This is a genomic window from Paraburkholderia graminis C4D1M (genome assembly GCF_000172415.1).
GTDB classification, from domain to species: Bacteria; Pseudomonadota; Gammaproteobacteria; order Burkholderiales; family Burkholderiaceae; genus Paraburkholderia; species Paraburkholderia graminis.
This window is the reverse complement of the sequence record NZ_ABLD01000006.1, coordinates 201,494-228,167: the sequence shown is the minus strand read 5'-3', so window position 1 is coordinate 228,167 and position 26,674 is coordinate 201,494. Positions and strand designations below refer to the sequence as shown.

Genomic DNA, 26,674 nt, shown 5'->3' with positions numbered 1-26,674 from the left:
GGTTATGGGGCCGCGCTCAGGCCGCCTTTACGCCGCGTTCAGATAAGGCTTTAACCAGCCGAGTCCCGCGGACGTCGCGGCGCGCGGCCGGTATTCGCAGCCGATATAGCCGTCGTAACCGAGCGCGTCGATCACCTCGAACAGATATGGATAGTTGATCTCGCCCGTGTCCGGCTCGTGCCGCTCGGGCACGCCCGCGACCTGAATGTGGCCGATGCCCGCGAAATCGCGCCTTAGTTTCATCGCGAGATCGCCTTCGACGATCTGGCAGTGATAACAGTCGAACTGCACCTTCAGATTCGGCGCGCCGACTTCCGCGCAAATGGCTTGCGCTTCGTCCTGCCGGTTGAGAAAAAAGCCCGGCATGTCGCGTGTATTGATCGGCTCGATCACGATCGTGATGCCCTCCGCTTGCGCGGCCTTCGCGGCATGCGCAAGGTTTTGCAGATACACCTCGCGATGCCGCTCGCGCGGCTGATCGGCGGCGATCAGGCCGGCCATCACATGCAGCTTGCGATTGCCAATCACCCGCGCGTAGTCGAGCGCGGTGTCGATGCTGCGGCGAAACTCGTCTTCACGTCCCGGCAGCGTCGCGATGCCGCGCTCGCCGCTTGCCCAGTCGCCCGGCGGCGCATTGAAGAGCGCTTGCGTGAGGCCGTTCGCATCGAGACGCGCCTTGATTTCTTCCGCGCGGAAATCGTAGGGGAACAGAAACTCGACCGCTTTAAAGCCGTCTTTCGCCGCGGCGGCGAAGCGGTCCAGGAAAGCGTGCTCGTTGTACATCATCGACAGATTCGCGGCGAAGCGAGGCATGGCGGCAACTCCTTTGAAGCGATGTTCGGCGCGCGGCAAACAACACCAGGCAATGCGTAAGCCGCGCGCAAGACGATTAACGGTTGACCAGTTTCGCGGGCGTGAGCCACGTGGCAATCGCGCCGATCACCAGCATGCCGGCCAGCACATACATGCCGGACTGCGTACTGTGCGTCAGGTCCTTCAGATACCCGATCATATAAGGGCTCGCGAAGCCCGCGAGATTCCCGATCGAATTGATGATCGCGATGCCTGCCGCCGCGGTCGCGCCCGACATGAACGCCGTCGGCAGCGACCAGAAAAGCGGCGCGCAGGTCAGCACGCCGGCTGCGGCGAGCGATAGAAATGCAATCGACACAACCGTGTTGCTCGCGAACGAAGCCGCCACCGTGAAGCCCACCGCGCCGAACAGCGCCGGCACGATCAGATGCCAGCGGCGTTCGCGGCGCTTGTCGGCGCTATGGCCCATCAGATTCATCACGACGATCGCGCAGAGAAACGGAATCGCGCTCAGCAAGCCGATATTGAACGCACCGCTAACGCCTGTCGATTTGATGAGCGTCGGCATCCAGAACGTCAAACCATATTGGCCGGTGACGAACGCGAAATAGATCAGCGACATCCACCACGTGCGCGGATCGCGGAACACGGCGCGCAGCGAATGCGCACTGGCTTTTTCCTTCGGCTGCGATGCGGCGATTTCATCGCTGAGCAAGCGCTTTTCGGGTTCGCTCAGCCACTTCGCGCTCGCGATGCCGTTGTCGAGATACAGGATCGTCGCGATGCCGATTGCGACCGCGGGAACCGCTTCGATCAGGAACATCCACTGCCAGCCCGCGAGACCCGAGCTGTTATGAAACGACTGCATGATCCAGCCGGACAGCGGATTGCCGAAAATGCCCGACACCGGAATCGCCGACATGAACACCGCAATGATCTTCGCGCGCCGATGCGACGGGAACCAGTACGTCAGATAAAGGATCACGCCAGGATAGAAACCGGCTTCGGCGAGACCGAGCAGAAACCGCAAGATATAGAACTGCGCGGGCGTCTTGACGAACACGAACAGCGCCGACATCACGCCCCAGGTAATCATGATTCGCGCAATCCAGATACGCGCGCCGAGCTTGTGCATCAGAATATTGCTCGGCAGCTCGAACAGAAAATAGCCGATGAAAAACACGCCCGCGCCGAGACCGAACACGGTTTCGCTAAACGCGAGATCCTGCGACATTTGCAGCTTGGCAAAGCCCACGTTCACACGGTCGAGATAAGCGACCACGTAGCACAGCATCAGGAACGGCACGATGCGCCAGAACACTTTCTTGTAGGTACGCTCGATTTCCGCGGCGCCGGGTTGTCCCAGGGCCGCCGCAATCGGCTGGCCCGATACGGCCTGATACGAACTCATGCAATGTCTCCTTGGATGGATGTGTGATGCGTCGCCTTGGGCGATCTAGCTTTGGATGGTCCGTTGCAACCGGCTACCAGCGCGCGCCGAACACGCTGCGCAGTTCTTCGAGCGCGGCTTCGGAAAGCGGCGCGGGCCGCGAATTCGTCATGAGCCACAAACGTGCGGTTTCCTCGAGTTCTTCGAGTGCATACGACGCCTGCGCGACCGAGCGTTCCCACACCACCGGACCGAGCCGCTCGAGCAACACCGCGCGAACGCTGCCGGCCAGCGCGGCGATTTGCGCGGCGACTTGCGGGTCGCCTGGCCGGCTGTAACGAATCAGCGGGACGTGGCCCACTTTCATCACGTAGTACGGCGTGATCGGCGGCAGTACGTCGCTCTCGTTCCACACGCCCGCAAGCGTGAGCGCGACGAGATGCGTCGAATGCGTATGCACGATGCCGCGCGCCTCGCTGTTGCGCGCATAGATGCCGCGATGCAGCGCGAGCGTTTTCGACGGCTTGCCGCCCGACACCGCGTTGCCGTCGAGATCGACTTTGGCGATGTCGGCGGGATCGAGGCGGCCGAGGCACGCATCCGTCGGCGTGATGAGCCAGCCGTCGTCGAGACGCGCGCTGATGTTGCCGGCGCTGCCCACGGTATAGCCGCGCTGATAAAGACTCGCGCCCGTTATGCAGATTTCTTCGCGCACGCGCGCTTCGTTGGTTGCATGGATGGCGGGTGCGCCGGTCGTTGCGCCGGTCGTTGCGCTAGTCAGTTCACTAGTCATCGAGCGGCTCCGTTCAGATGGCGCAGCGCTTTTTCGAAGAAATCCGTTGCGCCGAAATTGCCGGACTTCAGCGCGAGCGCGAGCGGTTGAGAACCGGTCGTCGCAGTCGCCGGCACGCCCGGATCGATCTGCGCGCCGATGCGTAAACTGTGCACGTCGAGCGCCTGCACCACTGCGCCCGATGTCTCGCCGCCGGCCACGACGAACTTGCGCACGCCGCGCTCATAAAGGCCGCGCGCAATCGACGCCAACGTGGCTTCGACCAGATGCCCCGCCTTATCGACGCCGAGTTCGCGTTGCACCGCTTTGACTTCGTCGGGCGTGGCGGTTGCATAGATCAGCATCGGCTCGCCTTTGTCGAGGTACGTTTGCGCGAATGCGAGCGCCTGTTCGACGACGGCCTCGCCACGCGCGGCCGCGAGCGGATCGATGCGAAACGCGGGACGCGTGTCGCGCCACGCCGCGACCTGCGCGTTGGTCGCTTTCGACGCGCTGCCCGCGAGCACCGCCGACAAACCTTCGACGGCCGGCAACTGCGCGGCATCGTCTTGCGGCTGAAGCAAGCCCGCGCGGCGAAAGTTGGCCGGCAAACCGAGCGCGATGCCCGAGCCGCCCGTGATCAGCTTGAGATCGGCGCAGGCTTCGCCGAGCACGTACAGATCGGCGTCGGAGACCGCATCGGCGATTGCCATGCGTGCGCCCTGCTTACGCAACGCGTCGAACGATTCGCGCACTGCCGCGGCGCCTTTTGCCACCGCGTCGTAGCGCACGAGCCCGACTTGCGATTGCGTCTGACGTTGCAGCACGCGCACGAGGTTCGCGTCGCGCATCGGCGTGAGCGGATGGTTCTCCATGCCGGACTCGCTGAGCAATGCATCGCCGACGAACAGATGCCCGCGAAAAATCGTGCGGCCGTTCTCGGGAAACGCCGGGCATGCAATCGTGAAAGCGCTTGCCTTGTCGTCGGCGCAAAGCGCGTCGAGCAACGCATCGGTCACCGGGCCGATGTTGCCCGCATCGGTCGAATCGAACGTCGAGCAATATTTGAAAACGAACTGGCGGCACCCTTGCGCGCGCAACCAGTCGAGCGCGGCGAGCGATTGCGCGACCGCATCGGCGGCAGGAATGGTGCGCGACTTCAGCGCGACGACGATTGCATCCGCCGCGATCGTTTCGCCATCCTGAGGAATGCCGATGGTCTGCACGGTGCGCATGCCGCCGCGCACCAGCATATTCGCGAGGTCGGTCGCGCCCGTGAAATCGTCGGCGATGCAGCCGAGCAGCGCGCGTTGTGTCGTAGCCGTCATGGCAGGCGCTCCCGCTTACTTGGCCGCCGGCACGTCGATGCCGGGGAAAATCTTGATGACCGCGGAATCGTCCTCGCCGCCGTGGCCGGCCGTGGACGCCATCATGAACATCTGATGCGCCGCCGCCGAAAGCGGCAACGGGAATTTCGAGCGGCGCGCGGTATCGAGCACGAGGCCGAGATCCTTGACGAAAATATCGACGGCCGACAGCGGCGTGTAATCGCCATTGAGTATGTGCGGCACGCGATTTTCGAACATCCACGAATTGCCCGCGCTGTGCGTGATGACGTCGTACAGCGCGTCGGGATCGACGCCTTCGCGCAAGCCGAGCGCCATCGCCTCCGCCGCCACCGCGATATGCACGCCCGCGAGCAACTGGTTGATGATCTTCACCTTCGATCCCGCGCCATGCGCCGAGCCGAGGCGATAGACCTTGCCGGCCATCTTCGCCAGCACGTCCTCGCAGGCCGCGTAAGCCGCAGCGGGACCGGACGTCATCATCGTCATCTCGCCGGATGCCGCGCGCGCCGCGCCGCCCGAGACCGGTGCATCGAGCATCTGCAAGCCGGCTGCTTCGACGCGCTTGCCGAGTTCGATCGCGAAGTCGGGCGCGACCGTCGCGCTTGCGATCACGACGCCGCCCGGCTTCATCGCCGAAACCGCGCCTTGTGCGCCGAACAACACGGCTTCGGTTTGCGCAGCGTTGACGACCAGCGTGACGACCACCTCGCATTGCGCGCCGAGTTCGGCGGGCGATGCGCAACCCACGCCGCCTTCGTTCACGAAGCCCTGCAGCACTTCACTGCGCAGATCGCACGCGTGAACGCGAAAGCCCGCGCGCAGCAACGAGCGCGCGACGCCCAGGCCCATTGCGCCAAGACCGATGACACCGACATTTCTGGACATGCTCGAACCTCTCTGAAGTCTGTTAAGTACTCACGCGAATCGGCGCGGGAATGCGCCGGGCACGGGGCTTTGCATCAGCAAATGCCCGCTTCCGCGAGCCGCCGCGCGGCGTTGTACATATGCGTTCGCGCCGCATTGCGCGCGGCCATCGGATCGCCCGCGCGAATCGCGGCGGCAATGGCCGCGTGCTCTTCGCGCACCTGACGCGAAAAGTCCTCGCGCAACGCTTCATTGCGACGCGTGACGACCGTGCCGGCCTCGAGATACTGGTTCAGGAACGTGAGCGTTTTGAGGAAATACGGATTGCCGGTGGCCGCCGCGATCGCGCGATGAAACGCGACGTCTTCGGTCACGCCGTCTTCGCCCTCGGCGACGGCCTCGTCGATCTTCGCGAGCGCGGCATCAATGGCCATCATGTCGGCGTCGGTGCGGCGCATCGCGGCCTCGGACGCGACTTCGGCTTCGATCGCCCGCCGCAGCGCGAGAATCTGCACGACGGAGCCGGGCTCGACCGCTTCCGCGTAGTCGATGCGCAGCGGCCGCACCGTCCCATGCGCCGCGACGAACACGCCGCTGCCCTGACGCGGCTCGACCACGCCTTCATTCTTCAGCCGCGAGATCGCTTCGCGAATCACCGTGCGGCTCACGCCGAACTGTTGCGCGAGCACGGCCTCGGTCGGCAGCTTGCCGCCGCGCGTGAACGTGCCCTTGTCGATCTGCTTGAGAAGCTGCTGCGCGACCGTGTCGCTCAATGCGCGCGCTGGAATCTTGTCGAACATGCACTGCCTCGTTGTCATGTTATCGGGTCATCATACAAATTTTCGATGCGGACGGCATCCTCGGATACCCTGGGTTTCTCAAGCGCAGGGTGCTTAAGTTGGCGAAACAGAAGGCTTAAGCTATCGTCACGCCTTTGCGCATCCGCATGTTGATCAAGCGTCGATCACGGTCGACCGAGGTCGATTCACTCGACGCGAGCGGTGCCCGAGCCCTTCGAACGCATTCTCCCAGGTCCATGAGCAAAGCCTTGCCGCCGTCCTCCGACGTTTCCGCCAGCGCCGAACCGGCCCCGGACAAACCGGGCGACTCCTACGTGCAGTCGTTCGCGCGCGGCCTCGCGGTGATTCGCGCGTTCGACGCGAAGCGCCCCGAACAGACGCTCACCGACGTCGCCGCCGCGACCGGCCTCACGCGCGCCGGCGCGCGCCGCATTCTGCTGACCTTGCAGACGCTCGGTTATGTCGAAGCCGAAGGGCGCCTGTTCCGTCTCACGCCGAAAATTCTCGACCTCGGCTTCGCGTATCTGACGTCGATGCCGTTCTGGAATCTCGCCGAGCCGGTGATGGAGGAATTGTCCGCGCAGGTTCACGAGAGCTGCTCGGCGGCCGTGCTCGACCGTACCGAGATCGTGTATGTGCTGCGCGTGCCGACGCACAAGATCATGACGATCAATCTGTCGATCGGCAGCCGCTTGCCGGCGTATTGCACGTCGATGGGCCGCGTGCTGCTGTCCGCGCTCGACGACGAAACGCTCGACGCAACGCTGAATTCGTCGCCGCTTTACGCGCACACGCCGCGCACGGTGACGGACAAGGAAGAACTAAAGAAGCTGATCGCGCAGGTGCGCCGCCAGGGCTGGGCCATCGTCGATCAGGAACTCGAAGGCGGTCTGATTTCGCTGTCCGCGCCGATCCGCAATCGCCAGGGACGCGTGATCGCCGCGATGAACATCAGCGGCAATGCGCAGCGCAATTCCGCGAAGCAGATGGTGAAGGCGTTTCTCGAGCCGCTGCAACACGCGGCGCAAAGCGTGTCGGAGATGGTGGCGCGGCGCGGGTGATGGCGCTGGCGCTGGCGCTTGTGCTTGTGCTTGCGCTTCTGCGTGAATAACGTTGAAGCATAAGCGCCGCTGCCCGCGTCCAGGCGTCTAGCGGCTCAGATACCGTTCCACGAGACGCGTCCAGAACGCGGCGCCCACCGGCAGATTGCGGTCGTTGAAGTCGTAATGCGGGTTGTGCACCATGCAGCCGTCCTCGCCGACTCCGTTGCCGATACGCAAGAACGTGCCTGGCCGCTGTTGCAGCATGAACGCGAAGTCCTCGCTGCCCATGAGCATGTCGGTCTGTGCGACGACCTTGTCGTCGCCCACCAGTTCGCGCGCGACTTCGATGGCGAAATCTGTTTCGTGATCCGAATTAATCACGACCGGATAGCCTTCGATATATTCGACGATGGCCTTGCCGCCATAACTCGCGGCCTGCGTTTCGGCGAGTTCGGTAATGCGTTTTTTCAGCAGCGCGCGCACTTCGGCGCTGAACGAACGCACGCTCAGTTCCAGCTTCGCCGTGCTTGCGATCACGTTGTTCGCCGTGCCCGCATGCATCGAGCCGACCGTCACGACCGCCGGTTGCGACGGATCGACGTTGCGCGCGACGATCGTCTGCAACGCCATTACGATGCTCGCGGCGATCACGACCGGATCGACCGTCAGATGCGGACGCGCCGCATGACCGCCCACGCCTTCAATCGTGATGATCGCCTTGTCGCCCGCCGACATGAACGGCCCCTTGCGAAACAGCAGCACGCCCGGCTCCGCGCCCGGATGATTGTGCACACCGAACACGGCGTCGCACGGAAAGCGCTCGAACAGGCCGTCTTCGATCATTTTCTTCGCGCCGCTGTCGATGCCGCTTTCTTCGGCCGGCTGAAAGTACAGGTGCACCGTGCCCGAAAAATTGCGCGTGGCCGCGAGCCGTTGGGCCGCGCCGAGCAGCATCGTCGTGTGACCGTCGTGGCCGCACGCGTGCATCTTGCCGTGCGTGCCGCTTGCATAAGGCAAGCCGGTTTCCTCGACGATCGGCAACGCGTCCATGTCCGCGCGAATGCCGATGCTGCGTGTGCCCTCGCCCATTTTCAACGTACCGACCACGCCGGTTTCACCGACACCGCGCGTCACCTGCCAGCCCCATTCTTCGAGTTTGCCGGCGACGAGCGCGGCGGTCTGCAATTCTTCGTAAGCCAGTTCGGGATGGCGATGAATGTGATGGCGAATGTCGCGCAGGCTTTCGGTGGCGGGAATCAGATCGGCTAGTTCTGTCAAACGCGCGGTTTCGCTCATTTTTCAAGGGACTCCGTGATGGATGAAGCTGAATGAAGGCAGATGCAAAGGCGGCCGTAAGCGTGACGCACGCTCACGCGGCTCGATGTCCAGCACTATAGCCGGGCATGGCCCTTGAGGAAGGCGATCAATGCATGACCCGCGTCTTCGAGTTCGCCTGAGTTGTCGATCGACTCGCAGCGCACGCCGTCGGGCAAGCTGAAAGGCGCGTGACGTGCGAGCCGCGCGGCCACCTGTTCCGCGGATTCGCGCGCGCGTGCGCCGAGACGCGCTTCGAGAATATGCGGCGCCGCGTCCACATGCACGACTTCTGTCCGCGGATAGCGCGCGAGCGCATGATTCAGATACTGACGCGAACCGTTGACGACCACCGTGCAACCACGCGCGAGCCACGCATCGAGTTCGATGCCGATTCCATAGTGCAGCGAATGACTCGACCACTCGAGCGCGAAGAGACCGAGCAACGAACGCGCGGCGAACTCCTCGACACTGAGCGCCACATGTTCCTCGCCATTGCCGCTTGGCCGCGTAATGTAACGATGCGCGAAAAGAATCGGCTCGCCCGCGAGATGCTTGCGCGCAAAGCCCAGCAACGCGTCTTTACCCGCGCCGGACGGCCCCATCACATAGACCAGGCGACCTGTCATTGGCCCCTCACCTCATGGCTTTTAAACGGCACACTTTGCCATAAGACGGCGCGTTTCGGGACCTGTCCAGCGCGACGTATTTACGTGGACAGCGGCACGCGCTCGGGTTCGTCCGCTTCGAACCACGCGGGATTGCGCGCGGCGATGGGACCGAGCGACACGAGAATTTCGCGCAGATGACTGCGCATCGCGGCTTCGGCGGCGGCCGGATCGTGGGCGCGCAAGCCGGCCAGGATTTTCGCGTGCTGTTTGATTAGCAGATCGAGTGGCGACACGTCGGGCAGACTCAAGTAACGCACGCGGTCCATCTGCGCCTTGATGTCCTGGATGGTTTCCCACGCGGCCGTGCAATCTATTGCTTGAGCGATCGCGTAGTGAAACGCCTCGTCGAGTGCGAGAAACGCGGCCGTGTCGTTCGATTTCGCCGCCAGCTTCTGGTCACGGATGTTGTCGGCAAGCGCCTGCAATTGCTCGTCGGTAATCGACACAGCCGCCTTGCGCACGACGGCTGCTTCAATCGCCTCGCGAATGAAGCGCCCTTCGCGCACCTGACGCGGCGAAATGCGCTTCACGAAAGTGCCGCGTTGCGGCAAGACCTGCAATACGCCCGCCTCGACCAGTTTGATGAACGCCTCGCGCACGGGCTGCCGCGACACCTGAAACATGTCGGAGACGTCCTTCTCCGAAAGCGGTGTGCCCGGCGCCATCTGTCCGATAAAAATGGCCTGCCGCAACGCCCGGAAAATCTGCTTGCCGATGGGTTCGTGCGAATCGAACGACACGTTCGCGGTCAGGTCGGGCAGCGCGACATGCTCGCCTTGCTGCGCGCTCGCGCGACGCCGGGCGCGCGGCGCGGCGAGCGTTGCATCGGCGGAAATCGAAGGCTTGCTGGCGGAGAAATTCCTGGTGGGCATTTTTGCAAACTACGGAGAGCATCGGGTGGGAAGCCTCAGCGATACGTCGCGAGGCTTCGCACCATACTACCATGCACGTTCGATGGTCAGCGTGCTTGCACGCGGCTCGCGAATCCATACGACCGAGCACACCGCGCCGAGCACCGCAATCCCGCCCGCCAGCACGAATGCGCTGCCGTATGCGCCATGCGTCGCCTGCACGATGAAGCCGGTAACCGCGGGTCCAATCACGCCGGCCAGATTCGCCAGCAGATGCACGAAGCCGCCGACGCCGCCCACATGTTCGCGCGGCACCGTGTCCTGAATCACGGCCCAATACACGGCGCCCGTCACATAGAGGAAGAAGATCGAGACCGACATCAACGCGACCGCGCTTTGCGTGCTGGCCACGCGGCCGGCCAGCGCGACGCACACCGCCGCCGCGCCGAGGCAGGTGCCGAGCACGATCTTGCGCGACAGGAGCGGCCTGCCCGTCAACCGCAGAATCAGGTCGGAGATGAAGCCGCCCGCTGCGAGCCCGATGCTGCCGAGTACCCACGGGATCACCGTGGCGATACTCATGTCATGCAAGCTCAGGTGATGCGCTTCCGTCAGATACGTCGGGAACCACGAGAGAAAGAAGAACAGCACGTAGTTATACGAGAAGAATGCGAAGGCCGTCGCGAGAATGATCGGCTTGCGCAGGAAGTGGCCGAGGCCGAGCTTCTCGCCGTCGGCCGAATGGGCGATTGCGTGTTCATCCGCCTGACCGGCCAGAATGATCTCCATCTCCGCCTGCGAGACACGCGCGTTCTGCTGCGGATGCTCAGTCGTCGTCGCGGCCCATGCGATCAGCCAAAGCAGCCCCAGCAGCATGATTGCGACGAAGGCCCAGCGCCAGCCAAACTGCACCGCCATGAAGCCCACCACCGGACCCGCAAGCGCGCCGCCAAGCGGCGTGCCGGAACTGATCACGCCGATCGCGCTCGCGACTTCCTTGCGCGGAAACCAGTTGTTGACCATCTTGCTGTTAGACGAGCTGAACGGCCCTTCGCCCATGCCGAACAGCACGCGCAAGACGATGAGCGAACCAATGCCCGTCGCAAGCGCCGTTGCTCCGCAAAACACGGACCATACGCCCATTGCCGTGCCGAACACGCGTTTTGCGCCGACCTTATCCGACAGCACGCCGCCCACGAAATTGAACAACGCGTAGCCGACGAAGAAGCTGCTGAACACCACGCCCATTTGCGCGTGCGAAAAGTTAAGGTCTTTCTGGATCAGCGGCGCGGCGATAGACAGCGCCGAGCGGTCCAGATAATTGATGACGCCTGCGAGAAACAGCAGCGCCACGACAAACCAGCGTTGACTTTTAATCATGCGATGTCTCCTTCGGTTCTCGCCTCTTGACGGGCGTTAATACCGCTTGTGAATGGGATGCGCGCGCCTCTCGGACGCGCGGCTTCAATCGAAATTCAGGTGCACCTTCATCGATTGCGAGCGATCGAGCGCGACCTCGAACGCCTTGTTGGCGTCGTTCATCGCAAATGCGTGCGTCATGAGCGGGCGCAGGTCCAGCTTGCCGGAGGCGATTTCATCGGCGGCGGTCGCGTATTCGTCGGCGAAGCGAAACGAGCCCTGATAGCGCAGCTCTTTCGACATGACGAGGTTGGCGGCAACAGGCGATTGACCCGCCGGCAAATTGCCGACCTGGATCACCGTGCCGCCCGCGCGCGCCGAGCGCAACGCAGTGTCGAGCCCCGCGGGGCTACCCGATGCTTCTATCACGACATCGAACGTGCCGCGTTGCGCGGACCATTGTTCGATCGTCGCGGTATCGGCGGCATTCACGGTCTGGTCCGCGCCGAGCTGTTCCGCGACGCTCAACGCGCGGCTCGACAGATCCACCGCGACGACCCGATGCGCGCCGGCGCGCCGCGCGACGGACAGCAGAATGCAGCCGATCGGTCCGCAACCGATCAGCAGCACGCTCGCGCCGATGAGCGAGCCGGCCTGCTTCACCGCGTGCAACGCAACGGCGAGCGGCTCGGCCATCGACGCCTGCGCGAAATCGACGCCGTCCGCCACGGGGAAACATTGCCGCGCCGCCACGACAATGTATTGCCGGAACATGCCCTGCGTGTGCGGGAAGGTCGACGCGCTCCCCATGAAGCGCATGTTCAGACAATGATTAGGCATCCCTATCGTGCAGTACTTGCAGGTGCCGCATGCGAGGCCCGGATTCACGGCGACGCGCTGGCCGGGCGCGAGACGCGTTTCCGTACTCACGCCCGCGCCGAGCGAATCGATTTCGCCGGCCACTTCGTGTCCGAGCACAAAGGGCTCGCGCACCGCAAAATCGCCGCTTTTTCCCTTGAAGTAGTACGACAGATCCGAGCCGCAAATGCCGCCCGCGCGCACGCGCACTCGCACCTGACCGGGGCCGGGCTCCGGCGGTTCCATTTCGTCGATGCGGATCAGCTTGGGTTCGTGAAGGACGGCTGCAAACATGGTGGACTCCGGTATTTCAATTCGAAAAGAAGAATGCTCGGCGATAGCGCGGCGTCACCAGTTCCATAGCGTGCCGTCCTCGAGACGCGCAACGGGCAGATAAGCCGGGTCGTACGGGAAACGCGCGGCAGCGGCTTCGTCGATGTCGACGCCGTGACCCGGCGCATCGCCGGGATGCATCATGCCTTTGTCGAAACGCCATGCATGCGGGAATACATCCAGCGCGTCTTGCGGAAAGCCCATGTATTCCTGCACGCCGAAATTCGGCACCCACAGGTCGAAATGCAACGCTGCGCCCATGCAGACCGGCGACAGGTCCGACGGTCCGTGGCAGCCGGTGCGTACCTGATACAGCGAAGCAAATCCGCAATCCGCCGAAGATGCGTGATGCCGCCCGCGTGAGTCAACGTCGCGCGGATATAGTCGATCAGTTGCTCCTCGATCAACTGCTTGCAGTCCCAGATGCTGTTGAACACCTCGCCGACTGCAATCGGCGTGACCGTATGCTCGCGTATCAGGCGGAAGCCGGCCTGGTTTTCGGCGGGCGTCGGGTCTTCCATCCAGAAGAGACGGTACGGTTCGACAGATTTGCCAAGGCGCGCGGCTTCGATAGGCGTCAGCCGATGGTGCACGTCGTGCAGCAGATGCGTGTCGAAACCGAACTTGTCGCGCACGGCTTCGAACAGCTTCGGCACGAAGTCGAGATATTTCTCCGACGACCAGCTTTGCTCTTCCACCGCGCCCTTCGTTGCAGGCTCATACATGCCGCTGCCCTTCGACACGCCATAGACAGAGCGCATATTCGGCACGCCGCATTGAATGCGGATGGCCTGATAGCCCGCTTCGATGTGTTCGGCGTACCGCTCGAGCGCTTCGGGAATGTCGCGGCCGGTAGCGTGTCCGTAGACCATCACGCCTTCGCGCGACGCGCCGCCGAGCAGTTTGTACAGGGGCATGCCGGTCACTTTGCCGAGTATGTCCCACAGCGCCATGTCGACAGCGGCGATTGCCGTCATCGTGACAGGACCGCGGCGCCAGTACGCGCCTTTGTACAGATACTGCCAGGTGTCTTCGATACGGCCAGGATCGCGGCCGATCAGAAGCGGACACACGTGGTCCTTCAGATACGAGGCAACGGCCAGTTCACGGCCATTGAGCGTCGCATCGCCGATGCCGTGCACGCCTTCGTCCGTGACGATTTTCAGCGTGACGAAATTGCGGCCGGGACACGTGACGATGACGTCGGCACGAACGATCTTCATGGTTTCTTCCTTGCAAAGACTGGCCTTGGGGCGGCAACCGCAGCGGCAACGTGTTGCGGAAATCGCGTTTTTCGCAGTGCCCGAAGCGTTGGAACGATGCTACCATACAAGTATATTGAAGCGTCAAATCAGGGTTTTCCCGCTGATTCACTGCGATTCACCGTACTTCGCAGCCCGTGACGCAACTCGTGACCTCGTCTGGATTTCAAACATGAGCACGCCAGCATCGTTGCCTCGACTCAATCGTCAAGCGTTGTCCGCATTGCATGAACATGTGTTATCGCCGCAGGCCGCATGGCGCGAGCCCGGCATCGGCATCGTTCATCTCGGCATCGGCAATTTTCATCGCGCGCATCAGGCGCTTTATACAGAAGAAGCCATGCTCGCCGAAGGTGGCGACTGGGGCATTTGCGGCGTCACGCTGCAAGGCGACGTGGCCAAGCGCGATGCGCTGATGGAACAGCAAGGCTTATACAGCGTCGTTGAACGCGGCCCTGACGGTGCGAAGGTAACGGTCGTGCGCGCATTGCGCGAGGTGCTCGCAATGCCGCACGATAGCGACGCGCTGTTTGCCCGCCTCGCCGATCCCGCAGTGCGGATCGTGTCGCTCACCGTCACGGAAAAAGGCTACTACCGCGATGCAAAAACAGGCGACGTCGCGCTCGACGATCCCGCCGTACAACACGATCTTTCGCATCCACACGCGCCGCGCACCGTGCCCGGCATTCTGGTCGCCGCACTGCGCGCACGCCGCGACGCTGCAATAAAGCCGTTCACCGTTCTCTCCTGCGACAACCTAGCGCACAACGGCGCCGCGTTACGTCAGGTGGTGTGTTCGTTTGCAAGGCAGTCCGATACGGCACTCGCCGACTGGATTGCCGCGGAAGTGGCCTTCCCGTCGACGATGGTCGACCGTATCGTCCCTGCCACGACCGACGCGGAACACGCGAGCGCAGCTGCGGCGCTCGGCTATCGCGACGCCGTGCCCGTGCCTTGCGAGCCTTTCCGGCAATGGGTTATCGAAGACCATTTTCCAGCGGGACGTCCCGCATGGCATGCGGTGGGCGCGCAACTCGTCGACGACGTCACGCCCTACGAACTGGCGAAGCTGCGCATGCTCAACGGCACGCATTCCACGCTTGCCTATCTGTCGATGCTCGGCGGCTTCGCCACGATCGACGAGGCCATCGCCGAGCCCGCCGTGCGCAATCTCATTCACGCGATGATGACGCACGAAATCGCGCCGACGCTCGACATGCCCGCTTCGTTCGACGTAGCCGTCTATCGTGACGCACTGCTCGAACGCTATGCGAACCCCGCGCTCAAACACCGCTGCGCGCAGATCGCGATGGACGGTAGTCAAAAGATTCCGCCCCGCCTGCTCGGCACGATCGCGGCACGAATCGCAGCGAATCAGCCGTTTGCGCGTCTTGCACTGGCGGTCGCGGCATGGATGACGTTCCTGCGCGGTCATGCGGATGACGGCTCGCGTTACGACATCAGCGATCCGCTTGCCGGCAGATTGAAGACGCTCGCGGCATCGGCCAATGGCGAGCCGCAGCGTTAATGGACGCGCTGCTGTCCGTGCGCGAAATCTTTCCCGTGGAATTGGCCCAACAGCCCGCGTTCAGGGACGCGCTTCATCACGCGTTGCAGTTGCTGCAAACGCGGGGTGCACGCGCCGCGATAGCCGCGTCGCAATAGCGCGCGCAAAAAGCAACGTGCGTATTACGCGGTAGGCTCCGCTTCGCGCCCTTCGGGTGGGCCGTCGCCGGCCGTCGCTTGCACGACTTCGATCGGCTCCGTCTGCTGACGCCGACGCGCTTCGAGCACGTCGTGATAGCGCAAATACGCACACCGTCCCCCCGATTTCGCCGCATACATCGCCGCGTCGGCATTGAGCAGCAGTTCTTCGGCGGTGCCGCTGTCGTCGGGAAACTGGCTGATGCCGATGCTCGCGCCCACCGTCATGCCCTGGCCGTCCATCACGATTTCTTCGTTCAGCGTGGTCATGATGCGCGACGCGATGCCCGGCGCCGCCTCAGCCGAGCGCGGCCCTTCGATCAGCACAATGAATTCGTCGCCGCCCAGACGCGCGACGACATCGGCGGAATGCAGCACCTGTTTGAGCCGCAGCGCCACCGCGACGAGCACCTTGTCGCCGACCGCATGGCCGAACTGATCGTTGATCTGCTTGAAGCGGTCGAGGTCGACGAACAGCACGGCGAGTCCTTCGCGGCGGCGCGTCGCGTCCTGGATCGCGCGCTCGAGTTTCTCCATGAACAGCATGCGGTTCGGCAAACCGGTCAGCACGTCGTGCGTGGCGAGATGCACAAGTTCGCGCTGCTTGACGTGCAGCGCGTCCATCTGCGATCGGATTTCGCGGCGCAAGCGGTCGAAGCAGCGCGCGAGTACACCGATCTCGTCGGTGCGCTTGAGCGGCAACGTGCCCATTGCGTGTTCGGCGAACAGATGCGTCGCCGCATACGCGAGGATGTGCAGCGGCTTGGTGAGCGCGCGTGCGAACAGAATGGCGAGCAGCACGGCCAGTGCACTGAAGACCAACACCATGCGGATAATGCTGCCGCCCAGCAGATGCGCGCCGGACAGCACGTCCTCAAGCGGCTTGCCGAGTCCGAGCACGATAAAGCGATTGCCCTCCGACGCGCCGAACGGTCTGCGCACGAAAGCGAGCACCTGTCCGTCCGCCTCGTGGGGACGCGCAAGACCGTTCGCGAGTACTTCGCTTTCCTTCTGTTCGAACAGCGGCTTCGTCACGGCGAAGCTGTCCTGCATCAGCACGCGGCGGCCGACATCGAAGCCGAACGTTTTGGCCGCATCGGGATGGACGAGAAAGTCGCCCCATTCGTTCGCGAGATAAACCTGATAATCGCTCGGCAAATCGCTTTGCAAACGCTTGAGCAGATTCGAGAGATTCACGTCGATCACCACGACGCCGACCACCGCGCCCTGCGCGTTCGCTACCGGCGTGCCGACCCGCAGCGTCGGTTTGCCCTGCGCCGCGTGCGCGCCGTATTCATGATTGACGGAAATCGGCGACGTATAGAGGCGTCCCGGCGAAAAGGCGAGCGGCTCGAACACATACGGAAACTGGCCTTTTTCCTGCAGACTGCCGCCTTGCACGCGTATCAGTCCGTCGGCGTCGCGGTCGAAACGAATGATTTCCAGCCCATGATTCGCGCGGCTGATCAGGCGGATCTGCAGATATTCGGCATGGTGAATCATGAAGCTCGAGTACACCTGCGCGAGCCGTTCGCGGGGCAAGCTCGAGCTTAAACCGTCGTCGGCCGCGACGACTTCCGCCGACGAAGGCAAGCTCGCGAGCACGAGCGCGTCGGCGCCGACGTCGTCGATGGAGGCGGAAAAGCGCTCGCCGAGCAACTCAGTCGACGTCAGCAAGCTGCGCCCCGCTTCCTTCACAAGCATCGTGCGGTTCGAGTGATACGCGTAATAGCCGGTCGCGCCCGAAGCCAGCACGCCGATGCACGCGAGCAGCACGGAGAGTTTGAACGTGAGGCCTGGGCGGATCATCAGAAGCGCTCCGAGCGATCGCCGGACGCGATTCGGGCCCACAGGTCCTCGCGCTTTTGAATGTTCTCGACCGGCCCGATCCACAGAATGCGGGCGTTGTCGCTATTCGCCGCGGGCGCGGTCAATGTATTGGCGAGCCCCTGCCGTTGCGTCAGCAGGCGGCTCACGTCCGGCTCGAGCATGTAATTGATCCAGGCGAGCGCGAGCTGCGGCTCGGCGGCCACGCGCGTCATGGACCAGCAATCGAGCCACGCGAGCACGCCTTCGTCGGGAATCACGTAACCGACGTCGGCGCCCGCGCGGCGCAGCAATTCCACTTGCTGCGTGCCGTAGTTGCCGAACATCAACGCGACGTTGTGCTGAACAAAGAACGCGGTGGCCTCTTCGGGCAACGTGTAATAGGTCAGTAAATTGCGGCGCAGTTCGACGAGCTTGTGAGCGATCGCGCGCATCTGCGTGTCGTTCAGATTGAACGGATCGCGATAACCCAATGCAAGCGCGGTAAACGAAAAGTTGTGCTGCGCGCTGTTGAAGTCGAGCACCTTGCCGCGGTAGCGCGGGTTCCAGAGTTCGCGCATCGAGCGCGGTGCAACCGGAATCTGCTTGCGGTCGTAAATGAGGCCCATCGACGAATAGGTAAACGGAATTCCGTAGACCTTGCCGTCCGAGACGATTCCTTCAATCGATGCGCGCGCCTGGAACCGCGGCAATTGTCGCGCGGTGTTGGGCAGGCTTTGCAGATCGAGCGGCGCGAGGAGATGGGCGCGCGAATAACGCTGTATCTCCGCGGTGTTCGCGGCGAGCACGTCGAAAGGCGGCGCATTTTTCGCGTGCATTTGCGCCCACAACGCTTCGTCGGAATCGACGAGCGTCACTTCCACCTTCACGTCGTAGCGCAATTCGAAAGTCTTCACGACGTCGGCATCGGCGTAACCAGGCCACGCGAGCACATGCAGGACTTTTTTCGCGGCCTCGGCCGATGCACCCGACAGCATCCCGACGCACAGAAACACGCTCAGCGCGACGCGCAGCAAGACGCCGCAATAGCCGCGCGCAGCTAACCGCGCGCGTGGCAAAGCCGCTGAAATTCGCCGCTCGTCATGGCGCTTTTCATCTGCCGTCGAAATCATGTGCATACAACACCGTTAAGCAGAAGGCAGTTCCGGCGAGCCTATGCCCGCGTAATCAATCGCGAATTAAACCGGAGAACATTTCCTCAGACAGGACTGCTCTTTTGGCGCTACATGGCGAGCGAGAGGAGCAACGATGATAGCGCCAAGCAATATCTTTTTGGTTTCCTTACTGCGTAAATGCCGAGAAATAACTCACACTCGGCGGGACACGACGGGCAATCATCCCGTGATAACGGCATATGGCTGACTTTCTTTAATCCTGCGACGAATTAAATTGCCGTGCGATTGACAAATGTCAATTAACGATTCGCATTACCACCGCATTACAGCGACACTACGGCGGTACCACTTCGGCACTCCGCATTCGGGCGCAGCGCGGAAATTCCGATGCGGCGTGCATCGTTTTATGATGCAGCGCGGTCCGGAGCGCTTTTATTTTCGGGGCATGCGCGATGCGCTATCCGGTGTTTCACTAACTACCCAATATTTTTGAACTGATAAGCTTGGCGCGCGCTGCTGGCCGCCCCGGCCGGCGGCTTCAACCCAGGCCCGGTCGTAAGTCGCGCCGGGTTTCCCGCGAGCGGCACAACCGCATGCGGGAGTATTTGAACTACACCGAGGAGTTAAACAGTGAAAAAACTGCTAGCGGCATTGACGGTTGCTCTGCTTGCCACCGTCTCGATCGGCGCACACGCTAAAGATTGGACCACCATCCGTTTCGGCGTCGATGCCAGCTATCCCCCGTTCGAGTCCAAGGGCTCCGACGGCAAGCTCGTCGGCTTCGACATCGACCTCGGCAATGAAATCTGCGCGCGCCTGAAGGCCAAGTGCGTGTGGGTCGAAAACGACTTCGACGGCATGATTCCGGCGCTGAAAGCGAAGAAGTTCGACGGCGTGCTGTCGTCGATGTCCATGACGCCGCAACGCGCCGAACAGGTGGCGTTCTCGTCGAAGCTGTTCAACACGCCGACGCGCCTCGTCGCGAAGAAGGGTTCGGGCATCCTGCCGACGGCTGAATCGCTGAAGGGCAAGACGGTCGGCGTCGAACAGGGCACGATCCAGGAAACCTACGCGAAGACGTACTGGGAAGCGAAGGGCACGAAGGTCGTGCCGTATCAGAACCAGGACCAGGTGTACGCCGACTTGCTGTCGGGCCGTCTCGACGCAGCGCTGCAAGATGCCGTGCAAGCTGAAATCGGCTTCCTGAAGACGCCGCGTGGCGCAGGCTTCGACTTCGTCGGCAAGAACCTCGACGATCCGAAGATTCTCGGCAACGGCGCGGGCATCGGCATGCGCAAGGAAGATACGGATCTGAAGGCGAAGGTCGACAAGGCGATCGCCGACATCATCAAGGACGGCACGTACAAGAAGCTCGAGAAGAAGTACTTCGACTTCGACGTGTACGGCAGCTAATACGCGGACTTCCGCGCCGAGGAGCCGCGCCGTGCGCGTTTAGCGGCGCGCTCCACGGCTCCACGGCTCCGTGAAAACGGGCTCCGCCACACGCGGAGCCCGTTGCGTTTTATGGCGGCAAAACACGCGCGCCGCCGTATCGGCTAAGATCGTGCGATCCGATGCCACCATGCTGGTGCGGCGCGCTTGCCGGATTTGCCGCCAGCAACTGGCCTCATGCAGGCTTCCCCCTTGTAATCAACGAGATAGCGGTGCGCCGCACTTTCCCCCGCGAATTCGACAACCATGCAAACCCAATCCCATCCGCTGATTGCGCCGACGCTCGGCACCGCCCGCAACCTGACGAGTTTTCATTACGGTCCGAGCGGCGGACAGAAGATCTATATCCAGTCGTCCCTGCATGCCGACGAACTGCCGGGCATGTTCGTCTCCTGGGAATTGCGCCGCAAGCTCGCCGCGCTCGAAGCAGCCGGCAAGCTGCGCGGCGAAGTGGTAATCGTGCCGGTGGCCAATCCCATCGGTCTGAACCAGCACTTCCTCGGCCATCTCACGGGACGCTTCGAAACCAATACCGCGCAGAACTTCAACCGCAATTTCCACGATCTTTCGGCACTCGTGCTGCCGGTCATCGAGGGTCGTCTCAGCGATGACATCGACGCGAATCGCACCGCGATTCGCAGCGCGATGCGCGAGGCGCTCGACGCGCAACAGCCCGCAACCGAACTCGAATCGCAACGTCTCGCGCTGCAAAAGCTCTCTTACGACGCGGACGTGGTGCTCGATCTGCATTGCGACTGGGAAGCCGCGATGCATCTGTACACGAACCCGGACCTGTGGCCCGACGTCGAGCCGCTGGCGCGTTATCTCGGCGCGAAGGCGTCGCTGCTCGCGCTGAACTCGGTCGGCAATCCGTTCGACGAAATTCACAGCTTCTGCTGGTCCGATCTGCGCGGCCGTTTCGGCGAGCGCTTTCCGATCCCGAACGGCTCCATTTCGGTCACGATCGAATTGCGCGGCCAGCGCGAGGTGTCTTACGAGTACGCGGAGCACGACGCGCAGGCGATCATCGAATATCTGACCGCGCGCGGCGTGATCGCAGGCACGGCGGCGCCGCTGCCGCCGCTCGAATTCGCGGCCACACCGCTCGCGGGCGCCGAGCCGATCGTGGCGCCGATCAGCGGCGTGCTGGTGTATCGCTGTGAAGTCGGCACGTGGGTCGACGTGGGGCGTGAAATCGCGGACATCGTCGATCCGTTGACGGACCGCGTCGTCACGCTGAAGAGCGGCGTCGCCGGCGTTCTGTATGCGCGGCATTCGACGCGCTTTGCCACCGCTGGCCTCGAATTCGCGCGCATTGCCGGCGCGACCGCGTTTCGAAGCGGCTCGCTGTTGAGTAACTGATTCGCGCGAGCAAAGGTAAAGCGGAAGGCAAACAAAAAGGCGCCGTGAAGGCGCCTTCGCTCCTGGCTTTCCGCTAGAGAAATTTAGAACGCGGGAATAATCGCGCCTTTGAACTGCGTGTCGATGTACTTGCGCACTTCATCGGACTCATACGCCGCGACCAGTTTCTTAACCCAGGGCTGGTTGCGATCCTGCTCGCGCACGGCAATCAGATTCGCGTAAGGGCCTTTCAGATCTTCGATTGCGATGGCGTCTTTAGTCGGCTGCAGGCCGGCCTTCACGGCATAGTCGGTATTGATCGATGCCGCGTCGAGATCGCCCAACGCGCGCGGCAATTGCGCGGCGTCCAGTTCCACCAGTTTGATCTTCTTCGGATTCTCGGCGACGTCGAGCGGCGTTGCATTGACGCCGTTCGTGCCGACGCCCGGCTTCAGTTTGATCACGCCATACTTTTGCAACAGCAGCAACGCGCGATTGCCGTTCGACGGATCGTTCTGAATCCCGACCTTCGCACCTTCCGGCAGATCCTTCAGCGACTTGAGCTTGTTCGAATAGAAGCCCATGGGCGACACATACGTCAGCCCCACGTTGACGATCTTATAGCCGCGCTGCTTGATCTGGCTGTCGAGAAACGGCTGATGCTGAAAACCATTGGCGTCGAGATCGCCGGCATCCAATGCGGCATTCGGCTGCACGTAGTCGTTGAATTCGATCACTTTCACATTCAGCCCCTCGCGCGCCGCTACTTTCGTGACCACCGTCCAGATTTGCGCGTCAGGGCCGCTCATCGTGCCGACCTTGAGTTGCTTGCCGTCGGCGTGCGCAAACGTTGCCGTGAACGAAAGAGCCGCGGCGCTCGCCACAGCAAGCAGATTTTTGATGACGATGCGGCGTTGCATGCAGTTCCCCATAAGCGGTTTGATTGGTAGGCGCGCATCGTCGCATGCGACGGCGGCGGCCTGAAACCAATCGTTTTTCACACGCTTATATCGGCGAACTGGAAAATGCTTATGCCCGCGACGCGCTCCGCCATGCGTCGCTTAATGCTCGACTCTGTCGACTGTGGCGTATGCGCGACAAATTTCAAAATCAATGCACCTGTCACATACCTTACTCAGCGTTCCCTTAAATTTCGGGCCATCGCACGACCTTACCCAAGAAGCGGGGCGTCGCGATCGCTCAATTTTTAATCGGAGAACGTTTTGAACAAAAAACTATTGACCGCCGCTACCCTCGCCGTTTTCGCCAGCGCAGCACACGCACAAAGCAGCGTCACGCTGTATGGCGTGATCGATGCCGGCATCAGCTATGTGAACAACTCGAAGACCGCCACCGGTCACGACAATCTCTTCAAGTACGACGACGGCGTTGCTCAAGGCAGCCGTTGGGGCCTGCGCGGCACCGAAGATCTGGGCAACGGCCTGAAGGCGATCTTCGTGCTCGAAAACGGCTTTAACAGCGGCAACGGCACGCTCGGCCAGGGCGGCGCGATGTTCGGCCGTCAGGCGTATGTGGGCCTGTCGCAGAACAATGTCGGCTCGCTGACGTTCGGCCGCCAGTACTCGTTCTCGACCGATTACCTCGGCGGCAATTACTCGACCGGCGGACAAACCGTTGCGGGCAACTACGCGTATCACATCAACGACGTGGACCAGCTTACGTCGAGCCGTATCAACAACGCGGTCAAGTTCAGCAGCGCGAATTTCGCGGGCCTGACGTTCGGCGCGATGTATGGCTTCTCGAACCAGGCGGGCGCATTCGCAGGCGCGCCGGCAACCGGCACGGCCGCAGCGCCGGTCGCGGGTTCGTCGCGTGCTTACAGCTTCGGCGTGAACTACGCGAACGGTCCGTTCGGTATCGGTGCGGCTTACACGGACATCCGTTATCCGGGCCAGTCGACGCCATCGTTCTCGACGACGATCGCCAACGTCGCGACCGGCAACGTCCGCGATCTGCGCACGTTCGGCGTGGGCGGCCGTTATTCGATCGGCGCAGCCACGCTGTGGGCGTTGTACACGAACACGCGCTTCGAGCCGATTTCGGGCGGCACGACGACGTTCGCCGCGTATGAGGCAGGCGCGAAGTACGCGTTCACGCCGGCATTGACGGCAGGTGCGGGCTACACGTACATGCACCTGAGCAACGCGAATCGCGGCCACTGGAATCAGGTCGATCTGAGCGTCGACTATGCGCTGAGCAAGCGTACCGACGTGTATGCGCTGGGTATCTATCAGATCGCGGCGGGCCGCAACGGCACGCAGGATCTGCAAGCGCAGATCGGTTCGAGCACGAGCTACTTCAACACGTCGGGCACGGGCGCGGACAATCAGTTGGCGTTCCGCGTGGGCGTTCGCCACAAGTTCTAAAGCGATTTGTACCGTGCGATGGCTTGTTGCTTCGCCGGTGTGAATGTGAAGAAACGCCCCTGTTTTCAGGGGCGTTTCTGTTTGCGAAGTGTTTTTCAGCGCACTGAGCGCTGCGTCACACAGCCGGCTCGCGTCTTGCCGAGCGCTGCGGCAACAACACGATACACGCGATGATAAACGCAAGCAGAATGCCGGAGGCGTATAAGCGGCTGATGTGCAATCCGCCTTCCGCAACCGGCTTGTCGAGCAGATCGCCGAGCGTCGCGCCGAGCGGACGCGTGAGGATGAACGCGGCCCAGAAGAGCGCCGTGTGCGATACGCGCGACCAGAAATACAAGGCGGCCACGACGAGCAAGCCCGCGCCGAAGATCATCGCGCCATACTCGTAGCCGACACCGAGACCGCCGCGATCCTCGCCCGCGACCCAGTCGCCGAGAGCCGTGCCGAGTGTCTGCGAGAACAGGATCGTGATCCAGTAGAACCATTCCGCTTTTGCAGTGACGATACTCTGCACGGAGACGGTTCCTTCCGAGCGATACCAGATTGCGAGGCTCGCGGCCAGCAATGCAACGACCAGCGCAACACCGCCTGGATAGCCGATGCCGAGCGACCTGTCCGCGAAATCGGCCATCGTGGTGCCAAGCGTCGTAGTCGCGATGATGGTCGCCCAATAAAGGAACGGACGAAAGTTGCGCGCCTTGATTTGCGCTGAAACGAGCGCGATGAAGAACACCAGAAAAATCGCCGAACCGATCAGGTAGCCGAGCTTCAGCGACATGGACACCCAGTCGCCACCCGTTTCGCCGAGCGTGGTCGCCGCGACCTTGATGATCCAGAAACCCAGGGTCACTTGCGGTACTTTGCTGACAGCCTCTTCGGTAAAGCTGGCGGCGTCGTCTTTCATAACTTGCTCCTTCCTGAGTAGCCTGAACGACCCGCCAATTTAACCTTCGGAGGTTAACGCTTGCTTAAGCGTCGAATAGTGCGTTGCATACATGCCGCATCGGCGCGCTTCAATAAAGCCCCGCCGCCACCTTCTCCGGCATTTCCTTATCGTATTGCGCGCCGTCGAAAGTACCGCCGCTCAAACGCCTATGCATATCTCCCGCACTCGGCAAACTTGCGCGGTCCACCTGCTTTGCCGGGTCCCAAAGACTCGAGCGCACCAGCGCTTTCGAGCAATGAAAATACGCCGCTTCAACCTGCACGATAATCACTGTGCGCGGCAGTTTCCCGCGAACCTCGAAGCGCGCGAGCAAGTCGGGATCGACTGAAATCTCGGCGCGCCCGTTCACCCGCAACGTTTCGCCGACGCCCGGCACCAGAAACAGCAACGACACGCGCGGGTCGGCCACAATGTTTCTTAGACTGTCGATGCGGTTATTGCCCGGCCTGTCCGGCAACGCCAATGTGCGCTCATCGAGTATCTGAACGAATCCGGCAGCGTCGCCTTTCGGCGAGCAGTCCGCTCCGCCCTCACCGACAGAAGACAACACCGCGAACGGAGAAGCGCGTACGAACGCCTGATAGTCGCTATTGAGGCAATCAAGTTCTTTCCACAATGCGCGCTCGTGCGGCGCGCCGTAAATCTGTCCGAGCTGCTCGACGCTTTTAACGGTATGTGTCATGGCGGACGCTCTGCAAGAGAACAATCGGTAGAAATCGGAACATGCAGTATAGGCATTCGGCGCATGTCCGGTAAATCGCTTGCTGCTGTTCCGAGGTCGCGGGAATAAGAAAGCCAGTTCGCCGGTTTAACGATGCAGAGCGCGTCATATCGAACGCAAACCGCTTTCGGACGATCCGCTCGCACATCGAGGAGCAAGCCATGAAAGACAGCCAGGCACATCGCGCGACAGCCCGCGCGCTATTCGCCATTATTTCCGCCACTGCGCTGGTGGCCACGTCGACATGGGCACGCGCGCAGGCATCGCCCGACGCCGGCCATCCTCTCACGCGCGCCGAAGTCATGCATGAACTCGAAGAACTCGAGGCCGCCGGCTACACGCCGTCGCTCGGCGACGACAGTCAGTATCCATCCGACATTCAGGAAGCCGAAAGAAAAGTGGCCGCGATGCACGCGGCGCAAAAAAGCGCGCAGATGGATCAAGATCCGGCAATGCAAGCGATGCCGATGCAAAAATAACCACTCACGCTCGACTCACACGCTACGGGAAATTCAACAGTCGACGCCTCATTCCCCCAACTCGCGCGCGATGAAATCCACGAACGCGCGAATGCGGTTCGACATCTGATGCCGCTGCGAGTACACGGCGAAGATGTCGGCGTTCGGCGTGTCATAACCGGGCAGCACGACCACGAGTGAGCCATCGGCGAGGTACTGCTTGATGTCCCACTCCGCGCGCATCAGAATGCCGTGCCCCTCGAGCGCCCACTTCACCGCGATCTCGCCGTCGTTGGTGGTTAGCGTGCCCTTGATGCGGACGGCTTCCGTCTTCAGCGACGCGCCCTTGCCCGAACTCAACCGCCACACGCCATACGCTTCGTCGCCCTGACGAATGCCGATGCAGTTATGCCGCGTTAGATCATGCGGCGTCATCGGCATGCCGTGCGACGCGATATACGAGGGCGCCGCGCACAGCAGGCGCCGGTTCGCCGCGAGGCGCCGCGCGATCACGCGCGTATCCGGCGGCTCGCCAAAGCGGATGCAGACGTCGAACGTATCGTCGGTGAGCGGCGGCGGCGTGACCGACAACTGAAGCTGCACTGACACCTGCGGATACTTCGCGACAAAGTGGGAGATTGCGGGCGCGACGTGGCTGCGCCCAAACCCGAGCGTCGCATTGACACGCAGCAGTCCCTTCGGGCTCTTCTTCGCGGAACCGAGCAACTCGGCGAGTTCGTCGATTTCGTCGAGAATCCTGCGCGCATGCTCCAAGTACAGCTCGCCTTCGGGCGTGAGCATCATCCGGCGCGTGGTGCGGTTGACGAGCGCGACGCCCGCCCGGCTCTCCATCTGCGTGAGCCGCTTGCTGACGGCCGCCGCCGTCAATCCCAGCTCTCGCGCCGCCGCGCTCAGGCTGCCCGACGCCGCGAGCGTCGAGAAAAAGCTCAGATCCGCTGGCTGAACGGTATCGCGCATCGCTTCCACTTGTGAATTGAAGTTAAAGATGCTTTGAGTTTAGCACCGGTTTTTTCGTGCAGATGT

23 protein-coding genes and 1 pseudogene are annotated in these 26,674 nt (G+C 62.3%); 6 read left to right on the top strand and 18 right to left on the bottom strand.

Going from position 1 to position 26,674, the window contains the following annotated elements:
- Positions 1–27: 27 nt before the first annotated feature.
- The 6 genes from otnI to BGRAMDRAFT_RS13265 form a co-directional block, all read right to left on the bottom strand.
- Complete coding sequence (gene otnI, locus BGRAMDRAFT_RS13290; RefSeq protein WP_006049270.1) at positions 28–813, bottom strand: 2-oxo-tetronate isomerase; 786 nt, start codon at positions 811–813, stop codon at positions 28–30.
- A gap of 76 nt (positions 814–889) precedes the next feature.
- Positions 890–2,224: an MFS transporter gene (locus BGRAMDRAFT_RS13285; protein WP_006049269.1), complete on the bottom strand. Its 1,335-nt coding sequence runs from the start codon at positions 2,222–2,224 to the stop codon at positions 890–892.
- A 73-nt stretch (positions 2,225–2,297) separates the two neighbouring features.
- A complete protein-coding gene (gene otnC / locus BGRAMDRAFT_RS13280; RefSeq protein ID WP_006049268.1) occupies positions 2,298–2,996 on the bottom strand; it encodes a 3-oxo-tetronate 4-phosphate decarboxylase in 699 nt (232 codons plus the stop codon).
- Positions 2,993–4,303, bottom strand: coding sequence for a 3-oxo-tetronate kinase (otnK, locus tag BGRAMDRAFT_RS13275; protein WP_006049267.1), 1,311 nt, complete (start codon positions 4,301–4,303; stop codon positions 2,993–2,995). The genes otnC and otnK overlap by 4 nt, the downstream gene beginning before the upstream one ends.
- 15 nt (positions 4,304–4,318) lie before the next feature.
- Entirely contained in the window at positions 4,319–5,209 is an 891-nt protein-coding gene (ltnD, locus tag BGRAMDRAFT_RS13270; protein WP_006049266.1) for an L-threonate dehydrogenase, read from the bottom strand.
- Positions 5,210–5,283: 74 nt separating this feature from the next.
- Entirely contained in the window at positions 5,284–5,988 is a 705-nt protein-coding gene (locus tag BGRAMDRAFT_RS13265) for a FadR/GntR family transcriptional regulator (protein WP_006049265.1), read from the bottom strand.
- 236 nt (positions 5,989–6,224) lie between these two features.
- Here BGRAMDRAFT_RS13265 and BGRAMDRAFT_RS13260 point away from each other — a divergent pair, with 236 nt between their 5' ends.
- On the top strand, positions 6,225–7,049 hold the full coding sequence (locus tag BGRAMDRAFT_RS13260; protein ID WP_006049264.1) for an IclR family transcriptional regulator: 825 nt from the start codon (positions 6,225–6,227) through the stop codon (positions 7,047–7,049).
- Positions 7,050–7,136: 87 nt separating this feature from the next.
- Here the strand turns inward: BGRAMDRAFT_RS13260 and BGRAMDRAFT_RS13255 are convergent, their stop codons facing one another.
- The 6 genes and pseudogenes from BGRAMDRAFT_RS13255 to manD form a co-directional block, all read right to left on the bottom strand.
- On the bottom strand, positions 7,137–8,327 hold the full coding sequence (locus BGRAMDRAFT_RS13255) for a M20 aminoacylase family protein (RefSeq protein WP_006049263.1): 1,191 nt from the start codon (positions 8,325–8,327) through the stop codon (positions 7,137–7,139).
- A 95-nt stretch (positions 8,328–8,422) separates the two neighbouring features.
- Positions 8,423–8,974 (bottom strand): phosphonate metabolism protein/1,5-bisphosphokinase (PRPP-forming) PhnN, encoded by a 552-nt coding sequence (gene phnN / locus BGRAMDRAFT_RS13250; protein WP_006049262.1) that lies wholly within the window; start codon positions 8,972–8,974, stop codon positions 8,423–8,425.
- An 80-nt stretch (positions 8,975–9,054) separates the two neighbouring features.
- The gene (locus BGRAMDRAFT_RS13245; protein WP_006049261.1) at positions 9,055–9,888 is read right to left on the bottom strand and encodes a GntR family transcriptional regulator; all 834 of its coding nucleotides are present in this window, start codon (positions 9,886–9,888) and stop codon (positions 9,055–9,057) included.
- 66 nt (positions 9,889–9,954) lie between these two features.
- Positions 9,955–11,247 carry an MFS transporter gene (locus BGRAMDRAFT_RS13240; protein ID WP_006049260.1) on the bottom strand — a complete coding sequence of 431 codons (1,293 nt, stop codon included), beginning with the start codon at positions 11,245–11,247 and terminating at the stop codon, positions 9,955–9,957.
- 84 nt (positions 11,248–11,331) lie between these two features.
- Entirely contained in the window at positions 11,332–12,378 is a 1,047-nt protein-coding gene (locus BGRAMDRAFT_RS13235) for an L-idonate 5-dehydrogenase (RefSeq protein ID WP_006049259.1), read from the bottom strand.
- Positions 12,379–12,432: 54 nt separating this feature from the next.
- Positions 12,433–13,640: pseudogene (manD, locus tag BGRAMDRAFT_RS13225) on the bottom strand (D-mannonate dehydratase ManD).
- A gap of 211 nt (positions 13,641–13,851) precedes the next feature.
- Between manD and BGRAMDRAFT_RS13220 the strand changes: the two are divergent.
- Positions 13,852–15,207, top strand: coding sequence for a mannitol dehydrogenase family protein (locus BGRAMDRAFT_RS13220; RefSeq protein WP_006049257.1), 1,356 nt, complete (start codon positions 13,852–13,854; stop codon positions 15,205–15,207).
- 161 nt (positions 15,208–15,368) lie between these two features.
- Here the strand turns inward: BGRAMDRAFT_RS13220 and BGRAMDRAFT_RS13215 are convergent, their stop codons facing one another.
- Complete coding sequence (locus BGRAMDRAFT_RS13215) at positions 15,369–17,192, bottom strand: diguanylate cyclase domain-containing protein (RefSeq protein WP_006049255.1); 1,824 nt, start codon at positions 17,190–17,192, stop codon at positions 15,369–15,371.
- Complete coding sequence (locus BGRAMDRAFT_RS13210; RefSeq protein WP_006049254.1) at positions 17,192–18,328, bottom strand: extracellular solute-binding protein; 1,137 nt, start codon at positions 18,326–18,328, stop codon at positions 17,192–17,194. The genes BGRAMDRAFT_RS13215 and BGRAMDRAFT_RS13210 overlap by 1 nt, the downstream gene beginning before the upstream one ends.
- 627 nt (positions 18,329–18,955) lie before the next feature.
- Between BGRAMDRAFT_RS13210 and BGRAMDRAFT_RS13205 the strand changes: the two genes are divergently transcribed.
- Positions 18,956–19,738 (top strand): ABC transporter substrate-binding protein, encoded by a 783-nt coding sequence (locus BGRAMDRAFT_RS13205; RefSeq protein WP_006049253.1) that lies wholly within the window; start codon positions 18,956–18,958, stop codon positions 19,736–19,738.
- Positions 19,739–20,023: 285 nt separating this feature from the next.
- The gene (locus BGRAMDRAFT_RS13200) at positions 20,024–21,139 is read left to right on the top strand and encodes a succinylglutamate desuccinylase/aspartoacylase family protein (RefSeq protein WP_006049252.1); all 1,116 of its coding nucleotides are present in this window, start codon (positions 20,024–20,026) and stop codon (positions 21,137–21,139) included.
- A gap of 83 nt (positions 21,140–21,222) precedes the next feature.
- Here the strand turns inward: BGRAMDRAFT_RS13200 and BGRAMDRAFT_RS13195 are convergent, their stop codons facing one another.
- Entirely contained in the window at positions 21,223–22,038 is an 816-nt protein-coding gene (locus BGRAMDRAFT_RS13195; protein WP_006049251.1) for a MetQ/NlpA family ABC transporter substrate-binding protein, read from the bottom strand.
- Positions 22,039–22,341: 303 nt separating this feature from the next.
- Here BGRAMDRAFT_RS13195 and BGRAMDRAFT_RS13190 point away from each other — a divergent pair, with 303 nt between their 5' ends.
- On the top strand, positions 22,342–23,505 hold the full coding sequence (locus BGRAMDRAFT_RS13190; RefSeq protein WP_006049250.1) for a porin: 1,164 nt from the start codon (positions 22,342–22,344) through the stop codon (positions 23,503–23,505).
- A 115-nt stretch (positions 23,506–23,620) separates the two neighbouring features.
- On the opposite strand, the gene BGRAMDRAFT_RS13185 is transcribed toward BGRAMDRAFT_RS13190, so the two are convergent.
- A complete protein-coding gene (locus BGRAMDRAFT_RS13185) occupies positions 23,621–24,409 on the bottom strand; it encodes a COG4705 family protein (protein WP_006049249.1) in 789 nt (262 codons plus the stop codon).
- 109 nt (positions 24,410–24,518) lie between these two features.
- Positions 24,519–25,133, bottom strand: coding sequence for a pyridoxamine 5'-phosphate oxidase family protein (locus BGRAMDRAFT_RS13180; protein ID WP_006049248.1), 615 nt, complete (start codon positions 25,131–25,133; stop codon positions 24,519–24,521).
- A 200-nt stretch (positions 25,134–25,333) separates the two neighbouring features.
- On the opposite strand from BGRAMDRAFT_RS13180, the gene BGRAMDRAFT_RS13175 reads away from it, so the two are divergent.
- Complete coding sequence (locus tag BGRAMDRAFT_RS13175) at positions 25,334–25,651, top strand: DUF4148 domain-containing protein (RefSeq protein ID WP_006049247.1); 318 nt, start codon at positions 25,334–25,336, stop codon at positions 25,649–25,651.
- 48 nt (positions 25,652–25,699) lie between these two features.
- On the opposite strand, the gene BGRAMDRAFT_RS13170 is transcribed toward BGRAMDRAFT_RS13175, so the two are convergent.
- Positions 25,700–26,608, bottom strand: a complete 909-nt coding sequence (locus tag BGRAMDRAFT_RS13170; RefSeq protein WP_006049246.1) for a LysR substrate-binding domain-containing protein — start codon at positions 26,606–26,608, stop codon at positions 25,700–25,702.
- Positions 26,609–26,674 lie beyond the last annotated feature (66 nt).